Here is a 17,271-nt window from a genome sequence, read left to right as displayed (position 1 = left end):
TATTCGGTTTTCTTCTCACCACTTCTTAGAGTTCCTGTCGTAAAAGAAGATCCAGCATTTCACCGGATCTTCTTGGGTCTTTATTCTTTTGATTCTTTGAACTTCTTGGTCTCTTCCACGATCTTCTGAACTTCTGAAGGTGGAACTTCCTCGTATCTTGAGAATTCCATCTGGAAATCGCCTCTTGCCTGAGTCATGGAACGCAGGTCCGTCGCATAGGTCTGCATTTCTGATAGAGGAACCTCGGCCATAACCATCTGCTTGCCATCCACAGGCTCCATACCAAGGACACGTCCTCTCTTCTTGTTGATGTCTCCCATGATATCTCCCATGTACTCATCCGGAATGATGATGCTGGCTTTCATGATGGGCTCCAGAAGCACTGGGCTTGCCATCTCCATACCTTTCTTGAAGGCAAGATTCGCTGCAACCTTAAAGGCCATTTCAGAAGAATCCACTGGATGGAAGCTTCCATCGTATAGGGTAGCCTGAAGCTTAATCACGGGATATCCAGCCAGAATTCCTTCCTGAATGGATTCACGAAGGCCTTTTTCTACTGCAGGAATGTAGTTTCGAGGTACTGCACCACCGACAACCTTATCCACAAAGAGCAGTTCATCTTCTCCATCAGGACGTGGTTCGAAGATGATTTTGACATCTCCATACTGTCCATGTCCACCGGACTGCTTCTTATGCTTGCCTTGAACATCAGACTTCTTCTTGATGGTCTCTCTATATGGAATTCTAGGCTTTCTAAGCTCCACATCCACGCTGAACTTGGATTTCAGTCTGGAAGCAAGAATTTCAAGATGCGTATCCCCTTGTCCAGAGATGAGGATCTCTGCAGTTTCAGGGTCTCTCTCCATGGTAAAGGTAGGATCTTCTTCCACCAGTCTTTGAAGACCGGAAGAAATCTTATCCTCATCCCCTTTCGCTTTTGGCATGACAGCCATGGTCATGGTGGGCTGAGGGAAATTGAATTTGTCATAAATTACCTTGAATTTAGGGTCACAGATGGTTTCACCGGTCTTGGTATACTGCAGCTTTGTTACCGCACCAATGTCTCCAGCGATGATTTTATCTGTAAGGATCTGGTTCTTTCCTCTTAGGAAGATCAACGTATTGATCTTTTCAGGCTTGTCCTGATTGGTGTTGAAAACCGGCGTATCTGGACGGATGTGTCCGGTGATGACTCTAAAAAGAGAAATCTTTCCGACAAAGGGGTCTGCGATGGTCTTAAACACAAGTCCGGAGAATGGTTTGTCTTCTGAAAGAGGAATAAACTCTGTTTCTCCAGTCTCCACCACAACCGCTTTCTGCGGGATGGCATATTCCGGTGTTGGGAAACATTCAATCATATCCTCAAGAAGCGTTGTCATACCGATGACCTTGGACGCACTACCACAAGTGACAGGGGCAATGTCTCCAGATGCACAGCCCTTGATGAGTGCATTGTATATTTCTTCATGAGTCAGTTCTTCTCCACCGAAGTACTTCTCCAGAAGTTCTTCATCGGTCTGAGCCACAGACTCAATGATCATTTCTCTAAGTTCATTGACCTTATCCACTAAATCCTCTGGAACAGGAGCTTCCTTCATTTCAAAGGTCTTGGGATCATGTATTCTTGCACGGTTGGAAATAATATTGATGACGCCATGGAAATTTTCTTCTTTTCCAATGGGGTACTGGATCGGAACAACACTCATGCCATATTTTTCTTTCAGCTGAGCAAAGACTTTATCAAAATCTGTATGGTCACGGTCCAGTTTGTTGATGAAAAAAGTTCTTGGAAGTTTAATCTTATTGCAGTAGTCCCACGCCTTATCTGTTCCAACTTCAATTCCAGAAGCTGCGGATACAACGATGGTTGCCACGTCCACGGCTCTCATTCCTTGAATCTGTTCTCCAACAAAATCAAAGAATCCGGGTACGTCCACCATATTGAACTTGATATCCTGATAGGTAAATGGAGCCACAGAAGCCTGGAGTGAAATCTGCTTCTTCTTCTCTTCAGAATCAAAGTCTGTTGTCGTGGTGCCGTCTTCTACTCTGCCCAGTCTGTCGATGGACTTGGTATAGTAAAGAAGCGCTTCAGCCAGAGATGTCTTTCCAGTGCCACTGTGGCCGATTATTCCGACATTGCGTAAGTTTTTGATACGGTACTCTTTAATATACATATCATTTCCTCCTGCTGTATGATTTTTAGATAGGCTTTCAATGAAAACCTTTAACTTCCTTCTCATCATATCAAATTTTCTGAGTATTTTCTATAATCAGGCTAGTCTTTTTTCTTAATATTGTAGTATATTCGGTGAATTCAATGGAAAGTTTATTTTCCAATCCACTGAAAGTGTCTTATAATATTCATCGAGGAGTGATTTTATATGATAGTAAGAACACAAGAGGATTTGGAAGCATTAAAAGAAATCGGCAGAATCTGCGCACTGGTGAGAGATGAGATGGCAAAGGCAGTAAGGCCTGGCATAACCACCCTGGAACTGGATCTCATCGCCAAAAGACTCTTTGAAGAGAATGAGGCAGAATCTGCCCCTATGGGAGAATATGACTTTCCAGGATATACCTGTATCAGTGTCAATGATGTGGTGGCTCATGGGATCCCTTCTGACTATGCGCTAAAAGAAGGCGATAAAGTCAATATCGATGTATCCGCTTCTAAAAACGGGTTCTTTGCAGATACAGGACTAACCCTTAATATTCCTCCAACAGGAGAGAAGAACAAACTGCTTTTAGAGACTGCAAAAAAAGCACTCTATAAGTCCATTGAAAAAGCCATGCCAGGTACCATGACCAACAATCTAGGTAGAGCAGTCTATAACGAAGCCCAGTCCCACGGCTTTACAGTCATCAAAAACCTTACCGGACATGGGGTTGGAAAAACCCTCCATGATCATCCGGAAAATATTTTCAACTACAACGAACGCCGAGGCGCATCCCTGGTGAAAGAAGGCCATGTGCTGGCCATTGAGACCTTCATCAGTGAGAAAGATGACTACGTGGAAGAATATCCCGACGGGTGGACACTGAAAACACCACATAAAAACTACATCTATCAGTTTGAGCATACTGTAGTGGTCACAAAAGATGGACCCATGATCCTTACCCATGGCGTGGAATCTGATTTCTATGATCCCTTTGTATAGAATAGTGCACATTGTGAATATTTGATTATTTATCTGCATGAATATTCCATTTTATCTGATTTTCTGCTATACTGAATACAAGAAACAGATGGATGCCAGACATCCAAATAACTGTAAGGATGTGAGTCCGATGGGAACATCAGACCTGGAAATTGAATCCTTTCATACGAAAAGAGCAGAAGATTAAGCCATTGAATAAGTGAAATGCTATTCCTTACATGGTGACTGTTAAAGACATTAACGCTCATAAGTCGTATGATGCACAAATAGTAAAAACTGAATAAATATACATCTGCAGGCTCTTAGTATAGAGCCTGCTTTATTTTCGCTGAAAATCTCACAAGAAATATATAAATCTGTTTTTTTTTTTTTTGAATTTTATGATAAATTATATATACTATAGTAAATGAACTCATATTTCTTAAGATATCGTTCCTGTAATCAAGACTATGATGTTCGTCCTCAAAAAGAGCCCTCAGGAGCTGAATACAACAGTTTAGGTATTAGTAAAACAAGGTTTGAAAAAATCGCAGAGGTGAAACTATGAAAAGGAATATGATCCTTCTTGCAGCAGTACTGACCTTTTCTCTAACCGCTCTATCCATTTCTTCCCTTCAAAGAGCAAAGGCAGATCAGATTCCAAAAGAGGTGACTCAGCTGATTGAGGACAGAAACAGCACATACACCTTGGCAAAGGACTATTACTCCGTTCATGAAAAAGGATTCTCTGTACACTACATCAAAGAAACAGACAAGGATGAATCCTATTCCGACCTGTCAGATCTCTTCTATAAACAGGACCACTGGTTGTTCATACTAGAAAAGAGCGGCAGCTCTGAAGGTACAATATTGATTGGAAAAGAATATTCTAAATACCAAGTTCTTGCTTGGGGAGAGCCTGGAGAAATGTTCTATCATACCCTGGCATTGGCTGATCCTTCTGGTGAAAAAGATGTAACTGTACTCCACTATGCAGGCCACTATTATCTGATGAAAAACGATCAGCTGTTTCAAGTACCTAGAACAAAGCTGGAGTACGAAAGAAATCCTTATGCAATGGATACACCCATGGAAAGCAAAGACTTCCTGAAACTTGTCCTGAATAATAAAAACTAACTGATTGTGAGGTATGTCATGAAGAAAATGAAGGCTTTTATGTTACTGATGATAGTGCTCCTTATTGCCGGTTGTGTTCAAGATACCTGGAAATCCATTTTCACAGAGAAACTGGAAGGAATGGGCTATACCGTAGTAGAGCACGAAGTAGATACAGTATCGAGACTGATCAGAAGCAAAGAAGAAGAGTATGAAGATATTCATCTGGCATTATTCTGGGAAGTCCAAGAGTTTGATATTTCAAAGTATGAAGGGAAGACAATCAAATACCATATCTATCGGGTGAAAAACCATCCTGTGGATCTCACTACTGAACTTGCTGAATCCACAGAACTGTATCTTGGTGTCATCGATGGAGAATATGTAGGCGGTTACTCCATACCCCATAAAAAAGGAGAAACATTCCTTGGCGGGTTCTCTTCTATTGAAGGAAAGTCCCTAGAAGAGCTCACTGGACTTACCTATCCTGAGTGGTTTCAAAAATGGAGTGAGACCTATGAATAAAATAAACTACCTTTGCAGGAAATGATGTCATAAAAAGTATTCTCTCAGAGATCATAGAAACCGCGCTATTCGGTCTGTTTTTATACATTGTACTATGAATATTCCTGTATTTTGGATTACAAATAAACTTACGGTTTCTCTTCACTGCCCTCTATGATCCGTATCACTCCTTGAGAGCAGTGAAAATCTCCCAGAGCTGCATTGAAAAGTCTGATGAACCGTCTTCATGAGTCTTCGTTTTGTTTCAGTTGTCGCTATGAAATATCAAACATAAGTTGAGGTTCTAATGAAAAAAATATTTTATTGTACGATACCCCTTCTTTTCCTTCTTCTATTTTCCGGCTGCAGCAGCACCAAAGAGAAATTCACAGTACATCTCATAGAAGATGAGATGTTTGACACGGTGATTCAGTTTATCCAATATGCAGAGGATGAAGAAGAATTCGAGAAAAACACAGAGATTATTAAAAATGAATTTTCTTACTATCATAGGCTCTTTGACAAATACAAAGACTATCCAGGTGTTGCTAACATCAAAACCATCAATGATGCTGCCGGCAAAGCACCTGTACCTGTAGAACAGCCTGTTATTGATCTTCTTCTGTTCGCAAAAGAGATGCATGAAAAAACGGAAGGAAAGAATAACATTGCACTGGGAGCTGTTTTGAAAGTTTGGCACAACTATAGGGAAATGTACGGCGATCCAGAAGAATATGACGAGAACAACACAGATTCTAAAATTCCCGATCTGAATGAACTGGAATCCCTAAGGACTCATACGGATTTATCCAAGCTCATCATTGATGATCAGTCCAATACCGTTTATATCGAAGATCCTCTCATGTCCATCGATGTGGGCGGCGTCGCCAAAGGTTATGCCACAGAGCTGGTCGCAAAAAAACTAGAAGCATCAGGTGCAACAGACTTTGCAGTGAACGCTGGTGGCAATGTTCGCGTATCAGGACACTCCTATGGAAGTGATGGCAAAATGCGATCATGGAATACCGGTATACAAGATCCATTTGTCAGCACAAACCCATCTGTGGCCAATATTCACATCACCAGTGGATCTCTGGTTTCTTCTGGAAACTATCAGAGATACTACTGGCATGATGGCAAAAAATATTCTCATATCATCGACAACGATACACTTTATCCAGCATTTCTCTATGCTCAGGTATCCATCTATCACAAGGACTCTGGAACTGCTGATTATCTCAGCACAGAGCTTTTTCTCCTTCCGGTTGATGAAGGAAGAAAACTCGCCGAAAAATTTGACGCTGAAGTCTTATGGATGGAGATGGATGGCACCATTCACAAAACCTCTGATTTTTTTGAGATCAGAGAAAAGTAATATTCTACAGATCATCTAGCTTGAAAACATATTTATAAAGCAAAAATCTTTTAATACGTGCACATTCATCAAACTGCAATATTAGAATCAAAGATTTCAGGGAAGGGGCCCGTATTCATTTAACAATTATTCAAATTCAAATACATCAAAATATGGAATAATGGAGGCTCTATGAGAAAAAAATAGAGTATGCTTTGATGTTGCTTATCATTGCGGGGGTTACGTACTGGATACTGTCAGGAATCACACTAAAAACAGACGTCAAGGAAAATGTCTCAGTTCAGATTTATGAAAAGGATAAATATGCAAAAGACTCAACAATATATTGATGGTATTGTTCATAAGTATCTGTTTTCTAAAGAGCAGTATTTCACTGGGAAGTTCAATCTGGAAAACTTCGATAAGCAAACGTCTAATGTATGGATTCAATAGTCAAAAGATAAGGATATAAAGATGCAATCTATATCATCTCCTACTTCATCAAACCTTAGGATTGGCTATTGGATGCTCATCGATAAAGATATGCGTTCATTTGTGTTCACCTATGATGATGGAAAGATAGCAGCTACTTCTCAGGAATTAATGGAGTCGTACAAGGATATTTCGAGGAATTATAACTAAATTAGCAAGACACAAAGGGATTCAAAATTGAATCCCTTTCAAAGATTGCGATGATCTACACTATATTCACGAAGAGGCTTTTTCTTTAGAGCAGACTCTTTATTCAGGACCAGTTTGATGCACATAGACAGCTCTGACAACTCTCTTCACAGTGATATTTTCCCATGGGAATCATCATCGGCGAACCTGACACTGGATCTTTCATGATACTGCAAGTCAGATTATACACATCCTCCACCAGACTGCAGGTGATAACATCCTCTGGGGTACCCTCGGCGATGAGTCTTCCAGATTTCATTGCGAAAATATGATCAGCATATCTCGCTGAAAGATTCAGATCATGCAGCACCATCACGATGGTTGTTCCTTTCTTCTTATTCAGTTCCATCAGTCTGTCCAGAATCTCAATCTGAAAGCTCACATCAAGGAAAGTGGTCGGTTCATCCAAAAGAAGAATGTCTGTCTCTTGTGCCAAGGCCATGGCAATCCAAACTCTCTGTCTTTGACCTCCAGAAAGCTCCTCCACATTTCTGTCAGAGAGCTCTAAAACCCCCATCAACTGAAGTGCTTCCTCTACAACCTGATAATCTCTGGAGCAATGACTTCTGAAAAACCCTCCATGGGGATATCTGCCCCGAAGGACCAGGTCTGCTACTTTGATCCCCTCAGGAAGTACAGGTGACTGAGGAAGGAGCCCCAGCATTTTCGCAACAGATTTAGACTTCATTTTTGCAACTTCCTGATCCCCAAGATACACCTTGCCTTTCATAGGAGAAATCAATCTGGAAAGTGTTTTTAAGAGTGTTGACTTCCCACAGGCATTAGCCCCTATGATCACAGATATCTTTCCTTTTGGTATGGTCACACTGACATCCTGAAGAACTTCTTTTCCATCATATCCCGCAAACAGGTGCTCCGCTCGTAATGTATCAGCAGTCATCATAAAGATCCTCCTTTTTTGTTGAGATCGATAAGCAGATATAGTAAATAAGGTGCTCCGATGATGCCTGTCATAATCCCCACCGGAAATCTCATGCTGAATGCATACTGTCCTAAAAGGTCTGCTGACAAAACAAGTATCGCACCTACAAATGCTGAAGCCAATGCATTACTGCCTCCTCTTCCTGAAACCCTGGAAGCGATGGGACCTGAAAGAAAAGCCACAAAAGATATCGGACCTGTCACCGAGGTGGAAAATGCCAGAAGGCATACAGAAGAAACCATCAGAGCCCCCCTCATGAACGCAGTCCTTATTCCTAAAGTCACAGCCTTCTCCTCTCCAAGTTCCATGATTTTCAGTTCTCTTTCCAAAAGAATCGTTAGTCCTCCACAAAGGATCAAAACCCAAGGCAGCATAGAAAGACTTTGCATCCGGATTCCATTGAGATTTCCGCTCATCCATCTCATTGCTGCTGGAACATCATACTGATTGGCTCGAAGAAGCATATAAGAAATAGCCGCCTGGACTACGGCTTGAATCCCTATCCCAATGAGGATCAGTTTCCCTCCTGAAAACTGTCCACCTTTTGAGAGAATATAGAGCACTGCTGTCACTGCGACGCCTGAGAACACAGCACTCCAAGAAACAGCTGGTCCGCTGAGCTGAAGTACAAGAAGACAGTACACCGCTGCCAAACTTGAACCAGAAGTGATTCCAATGACATCCGGACTTGCCAGAGGATTCTTCAGCATCTTCTGGAAGGTATTGCCTGCAAATCCAAAAGCCATCCCTGCAAGAACTCCTGCCAGCATCCTGGGAAGTCGCAGGGTTTTCAGAATAAAGGTCTCCTGACCCTGATACTCTGTAAAGAGCACTTCCACAACTTTTCGTAAAGTATACTTCTCTTCTCCAAGCATAAGAGAGGTAAGTGAAGCTGCAATCAACAACATGCCCAGTAGAATCCAGGAAACCAGGATCCTTTTCTGCCGTTTTCTGTACCCTTCTAGAGTACGGATTTCTACTTTTCTCATGAGAGGCCCTTTCCTTTAGCTTTCATTGCCACATATATCAATACTGGTGCTCCGAGAAACGCTGTGACAATCCCTGATTCCAGCTCACTTGGGCTGCCAAGAAGTCTTCCAATGACATCTGCAGCAAGAAGCATGCTTCCCCCATACAGAACGGACATGGGCAAAATCATCTTAAGATTCGGTCCCCATAAAAGTTTCAGAAGATGGGGCACCATAATCCCTACAAATCCAATAGGTCCTGCTGCTGCCGTTACTGCACCACAAAGAAGAACTGCTGAAATACTGCCAAGAATTCGTATGACAGCAGGATTTCCGCCAAGTCCTGTGGCCATCTCCTCTCCCAAAGAAAGAAGATCTAATGCAGGCAGCAGGATAAAAGCAAGCACAAGGCCAGCAAGAAGAAATGGTCCAATCATCTTCAACGATGCCCACGTGGCACCACCAATACTGCCCACCTGCCAGAACCGGAAAGCATTAAGGACTTCTGTTCTTGGAAGTATCACAGCACTTACAAGAGAGGATAATGCAGCACTGGTCGCTGCCCCTGCCAGAGCCAGCTTAATAGGCGTCATCCCGCCATATCCCATGGATCCAACGCTGTAGACAAAGAAGGCTGTGATGAACGCTCCTGCCAGAGCCATCCAGATATAATGCTCCAATCTGTCCATGGAGAGAAAACTCATACCAAGGACCACAAAAAGTGATGCACCTGTATTGATACCTAAGATACTGGGATCTGCAATGGGATTTCTTGTCACTGCCTGCATGAGTGTTCCGGATACCGCAAGAGAAGCTCCTGCTGCTAAGCCGAACACTGTTCTTGGAAGTCTTTCCCGGACCACCACTCCGGAAAAGCTTTCAAAATTGCCAAAAAAGAGGCTGTCCAAAACCTCTTTCAGCGGTACCATTCGGGAACCGAAAGCCAGGGAGGCCAGAACACTCATGATAAGCACAAGGATTCCCAGCCCCACAAAGGCATAGTTTCTCTTCATTACTGCACTTTCTTTGCTGCGTCACTCATGAGCTTCAGATACTCATCAATTGTGGCAGGAATGGATAATGCACTTGGTGTGCCGGACGCAGCCAGCGGAGTGCCATCTTCAATAATCACAACAGAGCCTCTTTTCACAGCTTCCATAGTGCCAATTAAGGGATCATTCTGAAGTGTCTCCAGAAGACCTTCTGTTCCATAGGTAATGACAAGATCCACATCCGTCAGAAGATCCACATTCTCCGCACTGAGTTCCACCGCAAAGCTTTTGTTCTCTTCCTGAAGTTTCTTCACACTTTCTGGTAGAACCATCTGAAGATCTTCCAGGTATGCCGCTCTTGGATCAGCAGGCAGATAGATATAGAACTTGGAGAGATCCTGTGGAGAGAAGTAGAAGAATGCTGCAGATTTTCCAGTGAGTTCTGGATATGTCTTGAGCTTTTCTGTAATGAGATTCTCAAGATCTTTCACCAACGCCTCGCCCTCTTCTTTCATACCAATAGCTTCGGAATTTTCCGTGATCTGATCTCTCCAGAAGGTCTGCCAAGGCATATTCTGATAAGGTACCACTGGCGCAATCTCAGACAGCAAGTCGTACTCTTCTTGGGTGATTCCTGAATAAGATGCTAAAATCACATCCGGAGCCACCTTATATATAGCCTCATAGTTTAGACCTGCCACATCATCAAAGAGTACTGGACTCTCCACACCTAAAGATTTGAAAGCATCCTTGGTCCATGGAAGAAGACCGCTGCCATCTGTCATCCCGTAATTCGCCATGGATACTCCTACAGGTACAACACCAAGGGCTAAAGGCACATCCTGATTTCCCCAGGAGATGGTAGCTATCCTTTCTGGTTTCTTCTCCAGAACAGTTTCTCCAAAAGCATGCTGAATGGTCATGGGATATAGAACATCATCCTGTGACACTTCATCACCACTTACAGGTATTTCAGGAGCTTCTTCCTTAGGCGCTGCCCCACAACCGGTGAAAACAGCAGTAATAAGTAAAAGGGAGGCAATAATCATCATAATTTTTTTCATATTTATCTAGTCCTTTCGTCTTGTGATATGAAACAGTCCCAAAACAATACCATTAACACAAGCAGAAGGATTTCTATCATCCTGAAAAAATCCATAGGAAATCTAGGCAGAAGGGGAGTGACTGCCTAAATCATCCTATTTCATTGCACCGCACACTTGTTGTAAATGATTATCATTCTCAACTAAAACCACTATATCACCCTGAAATTTCCAGGTCAATAATTTATCATGAACTATGAAAATTGACCAAAATATAGTAATAAAAACCAAAAAGGAAATGGAATTCAGATTGGTCTGATTCCATTTCCTCTTTCATATATGACCTATCTCAGATTTCTACGAACCATTTCTTCCACGGCAAAAGAAGCCACATCATCTGCATACTTACCAGGACCAAATCCTGCATCATACCCCAGCTCTTTCGCCAGCTCATGACTGATTCTAGGCCCCCCGCAGATAAGAACCACTTTATCTCTTAGTCCTTCTGCTTCCAGAAGTTCAACTAGGTGAACCAGATTATCGATATGGACATTTTTCTGAGTTACAGTCTGGGACACCAAAAGAACATCCGCATCCAAATCCACTGCTTTCTTTAAAAACTCCTCATTGGATACCTGACTGCCCATATTAAGGGCTTCCATCATTTCATATCGCTCCAGACCATAATGTCCTGCAAATCCTTTCATATTCATGATAGCATCAATACCAACTGTGTGTGCATCCGTCCCTGTGGATGCACCAAGCACTCTGACCTTTCTGCCAATCTCGTCTTTAATAAAGGTATTCACTTCATCCATGCTCATTACAGTGCCACTGACAGCTTCCACATGAATATCCTCATAGTTCACAGAATGCTGAAGACTGCCGTATACCACAAAGAAGGTGAACTCCTTGTCTAGCGCTTTGTGATGGGCAACTAGTGGGTCAAGAAGCCCCATTTTCTTCGCAAGGTCTTTTGCTGCCTCCACTGCTTTATCTCCATCTGGTACCGGCAGTGTAAAGGAAACCTGAACCTTTCCATCATTCATAGTATCTCCATAAGGTTTCACTTTGTGAAGATCCAGTTTTTCGTCTACGTTGACTTTTTTACTGCTGTACAATCCGCTGCTCATTTAGTTCACACCGCCTTCCAAAAGAAGTTCAAAGAATGGGTTCTCATAATGGGCACTCTTTCTTACCACACCATCAAGCCCCTTTCCTCCATCCTGAGGACGCTTGATTCCAGCGAACTTTCCTGTTTCCAGTGTCCTGAAGAGGCCTTCCTTCTCAATATTTCCTAGAAGTGCCACCGTTTCCTCCAGCACTTCTTGTGCACGTTTCTCAATAATGCCACCTTTTTTAAACTCAATCTCACTGCCAAAATCCTCCATGGTATTGAAGATGTACGCAGCGTTATCGATGGCTGCCGCTCTATCCGACAGGAATGGTGTATGAATGGCTTCTGTCATCATCCCAAGCAGATGAAGCTTCTGACCTGTCATGATGGTCACCATATTAAACAGAGCATTCTGGACCTGACCTTTAAAAATATCTCCCGTCATGAACTTTGTAGGGGGCATATACTTCAGCGGCGCTTTCGGGAAGATTTCTCTTGCCATTTGCGCTTGAGCCAGCTCATACAAAAACCCATTTTTCAGCGTTGGATCCATCTCAAAGGCATGACCCAGTCCCATCTGCTCCTCCGGAAGACCTGCAAGTAAGGCAAACTGTTCATTAATGAACTGGGAAGCAAGGACTGTATGCGCTTCTTCATAAGCATCTGCTGTCGTGAGATAATTATCTTCTCCTGTATTGATGATGACACCTGCAAAGCCATTGATGGCTCTGGAAAAATACTGGTCTATGAGTGTTCTTTTCATGTTGATGTCTCTAAAAAGAATTCCGTAAAGAGCATCATTCAGCATGACATCCAACCGCTCCATGGCACCCATAGCCGCAATTTCCGGCATGCAAAGACCAGAGCAGTAATTGCAGAGCCTGATATATCTGCCCAGCTCCTCTCCCACTTCATCCAAGGCTTCACGCATCAGTCTGAAGTTCTCCTGCGTGGCCATAGTCCCTCCAAAGCCTTCTGTGGTTGCACCATAAGGCACATAATCCAGAAGGGACTGTCCAGTGGTTCTGATGACCGCGATGATATCTGCCCCTTGTTTCGCAGCTGCCTTCGCTTGTACGATGTCTGCATAGATATTTCCTGTAGCCACAATAACATACAGATATGGACCAGATTTATCCCCAAACCTTGCAAGTTTCTCTTCCCGGACTCCACGGTTCTTTCGGATTTTTTCCACCATTTTTTTGGCTACTTCTTCCACTGCCAGATTTCTTTCAAAAGCATCTGTCACAGGGATTTTCGTAAGATCCAGATTTCCGGCTGCAACTTCCTCCGCAATTTCTTGAGGTGTCTTTTTGAGCATCACCATGGCATTTCCGATATGAAAAGCCGCTCCATCCTCCAAAGCATGTTTTTCTTTCAGATGATCCACTACAAGATTCGGCAGTGGAACCCCTTCCTCATTGATTCCATCTACACCCAGAAGCCGCAGAACAGTTCGTTCTACGGCAACGGTGCTGTGCTCTTCCACAAAACGCTGTGTGTTCAGTGCAATCTTTTTTGCATATTCTCTCGCTTCTTTGACTTTCTTTACGTCCAGTCTGATTTTACTCATATTCTTCCCCTTACTCCAGTAGTTTTCGTATTTCTTTTGTCAGTTCCTCCGTAAATCCCAGGTATTCCGCAATTCTCACCGCATCTCCTGTGGTTTTAGATCCATCCCATTTTTCCAATGAGTAATCCATCTTTTCCTGCAGTCTATCCACAAGAACATGACTGTTATCCACACTTTTCTGGATGTCTTCCCCAAAAGAATGCTCTTTTAGTCCCTTTACCTGATATCTGTAGATTCCCATCAGTTCGTGCAGATCAAAATGTGTGGCTATCAGAAGAAAATGGTGCTTATTCTTGAAATGATTGAGAAGTCCTCCTACAATGGCTGTTCCTTCCACTGGATTTGTTCCTCTGGCAGGCTCATCCAATATGATCAAGGAAGGCATCTCAGAAAGAGAGCTCAGGATCTCACGTATTTTCAGCACTTCTCCACCAAAAGAGGACAGTCCTTGACGCACTTCTTCCTGATCATCGTGAAGAAGGTGCACTTCCCTGAAAAAGGGACAGGACATCTCTTCTGCAAAAGGCAGTAGTCCATATTTTACCAGAACAGCATTGAGATGGATGGTTTTTAAAGCCATGCTTTTTCCACCCATGTTCGCTCCTGTGAGCGCAGTACTTCCAGGTTTCAGTTCAATGGAAATCTTCGTCATTTTCTTCCCACGCTTTTCCAGAAGATGCTGAAAATACGGATGCCAGGCTCCCTGCATGGTCATCGGAATGCTGCTGTCGAGCTTCGGCAGAGAGCACCCATATTGCTTTGCAACCCTTGCCTTTGCCAGAAGAAAATCCATCTGCCCAAGAACTTCCATTGAGTGATACAGCTTGTCTGCTTCTTTTGAAACAGTTCTTGAGAGCTCTTTTCTGACTTGATACTCCGCTTCTTCTTCTTTTTGAAGCAGAACTCTTCTTTCCAGAAGAAGTGCATTCTTTTCTTCTTCGCTTTTCGCCTGGCGGATTCTTTTTTCCATGGCTCTTTTTTCTTCCCGAACCCATCGGAGCTCATCATCATACTCCTCATAAATATAGAATGTACTTAGGTTCTCTCCCTTGGGATCCAGTATCCTTGTCAGATGTGGAAGTCTTTCAGGAAGAAGGTCCTCTTCCTCAAACTCCTTCCATAAGGCCTCTACTTTGTGCATTCTCTGAAGAAAATACTTCAGTTCGAAAAGATCCACTACAGTCAGCACCTGATTCTTTGATGCAGCATCCACCAAAGCCCGAATATCTTTCAGTTCTCTCAGATAGGAAAGGAGTTTTTCACAAGTCTCTTCCAGTTCTACGACTTTCACCGAGAACTCTTTTGTTTTCTGCAGCTCTTTGGATAGTTCCTCCTGAGCAGCGTAAACTTTAAGATTCCTTTTTTTCTGGGTGCCAAAAGGACTTACCGTATCGATGAGTCCCATCACAAAGGAGAATCCTTCCATTTCTTTATGCTTCTTCATTTCTTCTCCTCCTTTGCAGATCCTTCAGAGACTCCACTGGCAAAGCTGTTTCTTTTCTGATGAGCTGTATCAGTCCTTCTGAAGGAATCTCCAGCCCTGAAATCTCATAGGGATTAAAAAGAATCCGCTCCACTGATACAGTATGTTCTGCGGTAACAGAAATCTTCCTGAGATTTAGTTTTTGAAGCATCTCATGACTGACCAGAAACTTGGTAGGGTCTTCCAGAATCAGCTCCACACTCCGGAACAAAGTTTCTGAGAGCAGCTTAGTAAGAAGACTGTCCGTAACAGCTCCTCTCAAAAAAACCGCTTCTGTTTTTTCTGTAAATTTTTCAATAATCTCTTTATCAAGTTCCATGGCCAAGTAACCTTCTACCTTTTCCCACTCACCGTTGTAGATGAATGCGCGCCACTTCTCCATGGGTAAGCATCTTTTTGTTTTTTTCATGGTAAGCCCATAGACAGCGTCCACGGTTTTTTCAAGCACCTTTTGCGGACTTCTGCTGATGTTTACGCCTGTGCAAAGTACTGTGCTTTCGGTGGAGGTGGCGAAGGACATTCTCGACAGTGCCCCATCCACAAGGAATATCGCATGTGGTTCAATCCTTCTAACAGCACTTTCCAGTAGTGCCAGATCTTTTTTTCTAGAAGGTCCTGCAATTTCCACAAATCCATCGGAAAGAGCCCTGAGCAGAATGATTCTGCCCAAGGCGCTGTATAAAGGCAGCACGTCCAATATTTCCATGGTAATATCGCAGCGGCCTACAAGCTCTGTACTGGTTGCCACAAGGGTACCTTCATAAACATAAATCCGGGGTTTCTTGGAACTTGTCACCAGATCCTTCTCCTCTCCATCTCTTCCAATGGAGGTTATGGCCAGAATCTTGTCTTTAGCATGGATTCTCGCTTCCTCAAGGAGTTCATTGAGGAAAGAAGTCTTTCCTGTATTTTTTCCAAGCCCAATGATGGACAGAGAAGACTTCTCAAATAGGTCTTTCATGTCAACTTCTAGCCTTTCGAAGAACCTCGGCATTACCGATACTCATCTGATCTCCTTCTAAAAGTGCGGAGAGACCAATATTCTCCACCCTTTTGTCCCCTCTACAGACCTCACACTGGCAAGACTCTTCATAGTGATCCGGTTCTGTATAGGTGGTGATGACTCCTTCAAAATTTCTGAGAACAACTTTATGAACTCCTTGGCTGATGACATAGTTAGGCATAACAGGAATCTTTCCACCTCCACCAGGTGCATCCACCACAAAGGTCGGTACACTGAATCCGGAGGTATGGCCGCGAAGTCCTTCAATGATTTCTATACCTTTGGATACAGGTGTTCTAAAATGCTCCAGTCCCATGGAGAGATCACACTGATAAATATAGTAGGGACGTACTCTCATCCGCACAAGTCCATGAACAAGATCTTTCATCACGTGGACACAGTCATTGATTCCTCTGAGAAGAACGGACTGATTGCCAAGGGGAATTCCAGCATTGGCCATACGTTCGCAGGCCGCCTTGGACTCTTCTGTGATTTCTGATGGGTGATTGAAATGGGTGTTCAGCCAGATGGGATGATATTTTTTCAGCATATTGACCAGATCATCCGTAATTCTCTGTGGCATCACCACAGGCACTCTGGTTCCAATTCTGATGATGTCCACGTGGGGGATTTCTCTAAGCTTTTTGATGATGGCTTCCAGTCTGATGTCGCTCATTAGGAGGGCGTCTCCTCCTGATAGGAGCACATCTCTCACTTCTGGTGTTCTCCTGATATACTCGATGGCTGCATCAATTCTGGCATTGCTCATGGCATTATCTGTCTGTCCAGCAAATCTTCTTCTGGTGCAGTGTCTGCAGTACATGGAGCATTGGTCCGTGATCAGAAGAAGCACTCGGTCCGGGTATCTGTGCGTCAGCCCTGGAACAGGTGAATCCTCATCCTCGTGAAGTGGATCCAGGAGATCTGCTTTTGAGTTCAGGATTTCCATGGCGGAAGGTACAGCCTGAAGACGAACGGGATCCAAATGATTTTCTTTATCCATCAGAGTCAGATAGTACGGCGTGATGGCCATTCGGAGTGTCTTGGTTGCCTTTAATGCCCCTGCTTCTTCTTCCACCGTCAGTGGCAGATATTTTTTCAGTTCATCTACCGTCTCGATTCTATTTTGAACCTGCCAGAGCCAACTGTTCCATTTTTCATCGGGCACGTCCGGAAACATTTCTTTTCTGTTCATCTCTGCAAATTTATTCATGATACTCCCCCTTGTACACATCGCCTACACGTATAGCTCTTCAAAAATTCTTCTCAGCGCTTCTGATTCTCTTAGCTCCTGAAGTGTAATTTCTGCATGTCCTTTTGTATATCCGTTTCCAACCATCATTGTCACATCCTT

Annotated in this window: 14 protein-coding genes and 1 pseudogene; 4 read left to right on the top strand and 11 right to left on the bottom strand. The window is 43.3% G+C overall.

Annotated features, from left to right (window positions below; all coding sequences use genetic code 11):
- Nucleotides 1-80: 80 nt before the first annotated feature.
- Nucleotides 81-2,171, bottom strand: coding sequence for an elongation factor G (fusA, locus tag DEF30_RS07365; RefSeq protein WP_294097769.1), 2,091 nt, complete (start codon nucleotides 2,169-2,171; stop codon nucleotides 81-83).
- A 213-nt stretch (nucleotides 2,172-2,384) separates the two neighbouring features.
- Here fusA and map point away from each other — a divergent pair, with 213 nt between their 5' ends.
- The 4 genes from map (at nucleotide 2,385) to DEF30_RS07345 (ending at nucleotide 6,135) form a co-directional block, all read left to right on the top strand.
- Complete coding sequence (gene map / locus DEF30_RS07360; RefSeq protein ID WP_294097743.1) at nucleotides 2,385-3,161, top strand: type I methionyl aminopeptidase; 777 nt, start codon at nucleotides 2,385-2,387, stop codon at nucleotides 3,159-3,161.
- A gap of 543 nt (nucleotides 3,162-3,704) precedes the next feature.
- Nucleotides 3,705-4,277: a hypothetical protein gene (locus DEF30_RS07355; protein WP_294097741.1), complete on the top strand. Its 573-nt coding sequence runs from the start codon at nucleotides 3,705-3,707 to the stop codon at nucleotides 4,275-4,277.
- A gap of 39 nt (nucleotides 4,278-4,316) precedes the next feature.
- Entirely contained in the window at nucleotides 4,317-4,781 is a 465-nt protein-coding gene (locus DEF30_RS07350; protein ID WP_294097739.1) for a DUF4830 domain-containing protein, read from the top strand.
- 286 nt (nucleotides 4,782-5,067) lie between these two features.
- Nucleotides 5,068-6,135, top strand: a complete 1,068-nt coding sequence (locus DEF30_RS07345; RefSeq protein WP_294097737.1) for an FAD:protein FMN transferase — start codon at nucleotides 5,068-5,070, stop codon at nucleotides 6,133-6,135.
- Nucleotides 6,136-6,859: 724 nt separating this feature from the next.
- On the opposite strand, the gene DEF30_RS07340 is transcribed toward DEF30_RS07345, so the two are convergent.
- From DEF30_RS07340 to DEF30_RS07295, 10 genes and pseudogenes are all read right to left on the bottom strand, one after another.
- Nucleotides 6,860-7,699 carry an ABC transporter ATP-binding protein gene (locus DEF30_RS07340; RefSeq protein WP_294097736.1) on the bottom strand — a complete coding sequence of 280 codons (840 nt, stop codon included), beginning with the start codon at nucleotides 7,697-7,699 and terminating at the stop codon, nucleotides 6,860-6,862.
- Nucleotides 7,696-8,727 carry an iron ABC transporter permease gene (locus tag DEF30_RS07335; protein WP_294097735.1) on the bottom strand — a complete coding sequence of 344 codons (1,032 nt, stop codon included), beginning with the start codon at nucleotides 8,725-8,727 and terminating at the stop codon, nucleotides 7,696-7,698. The genes DEF30_RS07340 and DEF30_RS07335 overlap by 4 nt, the downstream gene beginning before the upstream one ends.
- Entirely contained in the window at nucleotides 8,724-9,719 is a 996-nt protein-coding gene (locus DEF30_RS07330; protein ID WP_294097733.1) for an iron chelate uptake ABC transporter family permease subunit, read from the bottom strand. The genes DEF30_RS07335 and DEF30_RS07330 overlap by 4 nt, the downstream gene beginning before the upstream one ends.
- Complete coding sequence (locus tag DEF30_RS07325; RefSeq protein ID WP_294097731.1) at nucleotides 9,719-10,762, bottom strand: iron-siderophore ABC transporter substrate-binding protein; 1,044 nt, start codon at nucleotides 10,760-10,762, stop codon at nucleotides 9,719-9,721. The genes DEF30_RS07330 and DEF30_RS07325 overlap by 1 nt, the downstream gene beginning before the upstream one ends.
- A gap of 323 nt (nucleotides 10,763-11,085) precedes the next feature.
- Complete coding sequence (locus tag DEF30_RS07320; protein WP_294097729.1) at nucleotides 11,086-11,874, bottom strand: OAM dimerization domain-containing protein; 789 nt, start codon at nucleotides 11,872-11,874, stop codon at nucleotides 11,086-11,088.
- A complete protein-coding gene (locus DEF30_RS07315; protein ID WP_294097727.1) occupies nucleotides 11,875-13,431 on the bottom strand; it encodes a lysine 5,6-aminomutase subunit alpha in 1,557 nt (518 codons plus the stop codon). It lies immediately after the preceding gene.
- Nucleotides 13,432-13,441: 10 nt separating this feature from the next.
- Entirely contained in the window at nucleotides 13,442-14,875 is a 1,434-nt protein-coding gene (locus DEF30_RS07310) for a hypothetical protein (protein ID WP_294097725.1), read from the bottom strand.
- Nucleotides 14,862-15,875: a hypothetical protein gene (locus DEF30_RS07305; RefSeq protein ID WP_294097724.1), complete on the bottom strand. Its 1,014-nt coding sequence runs from the start codon at nucleotides 15,873-15,875 to the stop codon at nucleotides 14,862-14,864. The genes DEF30_RS07310 and DEF30_RS07305 overlap by 14 nt, the downstream gene beginning before the upstream one ends.
- Before the next feature lies 1 nt (nucleotide 15,876).
- Nucleotides 15,877-17,130, bottom strand: coding sequence for a lysine 2,3-aminomutase (gene ablA / locus DEF30_RS07300; RefSeq protein ID WP_294097722.1), 1,254 nt, complete (start codon nucleotides 17,128-17,130; stop codon nucleotides 15,877-15,879).
- A 24-nt stretch (nucleotides 17,131-17,154) separates the two neighbouring features.
- Nucleotides 17,155-17,271, bottom strand: a pseudogene (locus DEF30_RS07295) (L-erythro-3,5-diaminohexanoate dehydrogenase); the annotation flags it as partial.

The sequence above is a fragment of the Proteiniclasticum sp. genome (genome assembly GCF_003514505.1).
Lineage (GTDB): Bacteria > Bacillota > Clostridia > Clostridiales > Clostridiaceae > Proteiniclasticum.
This window is presented reverse-complemented; position numbering and strand designations above follow the sequence as displayed.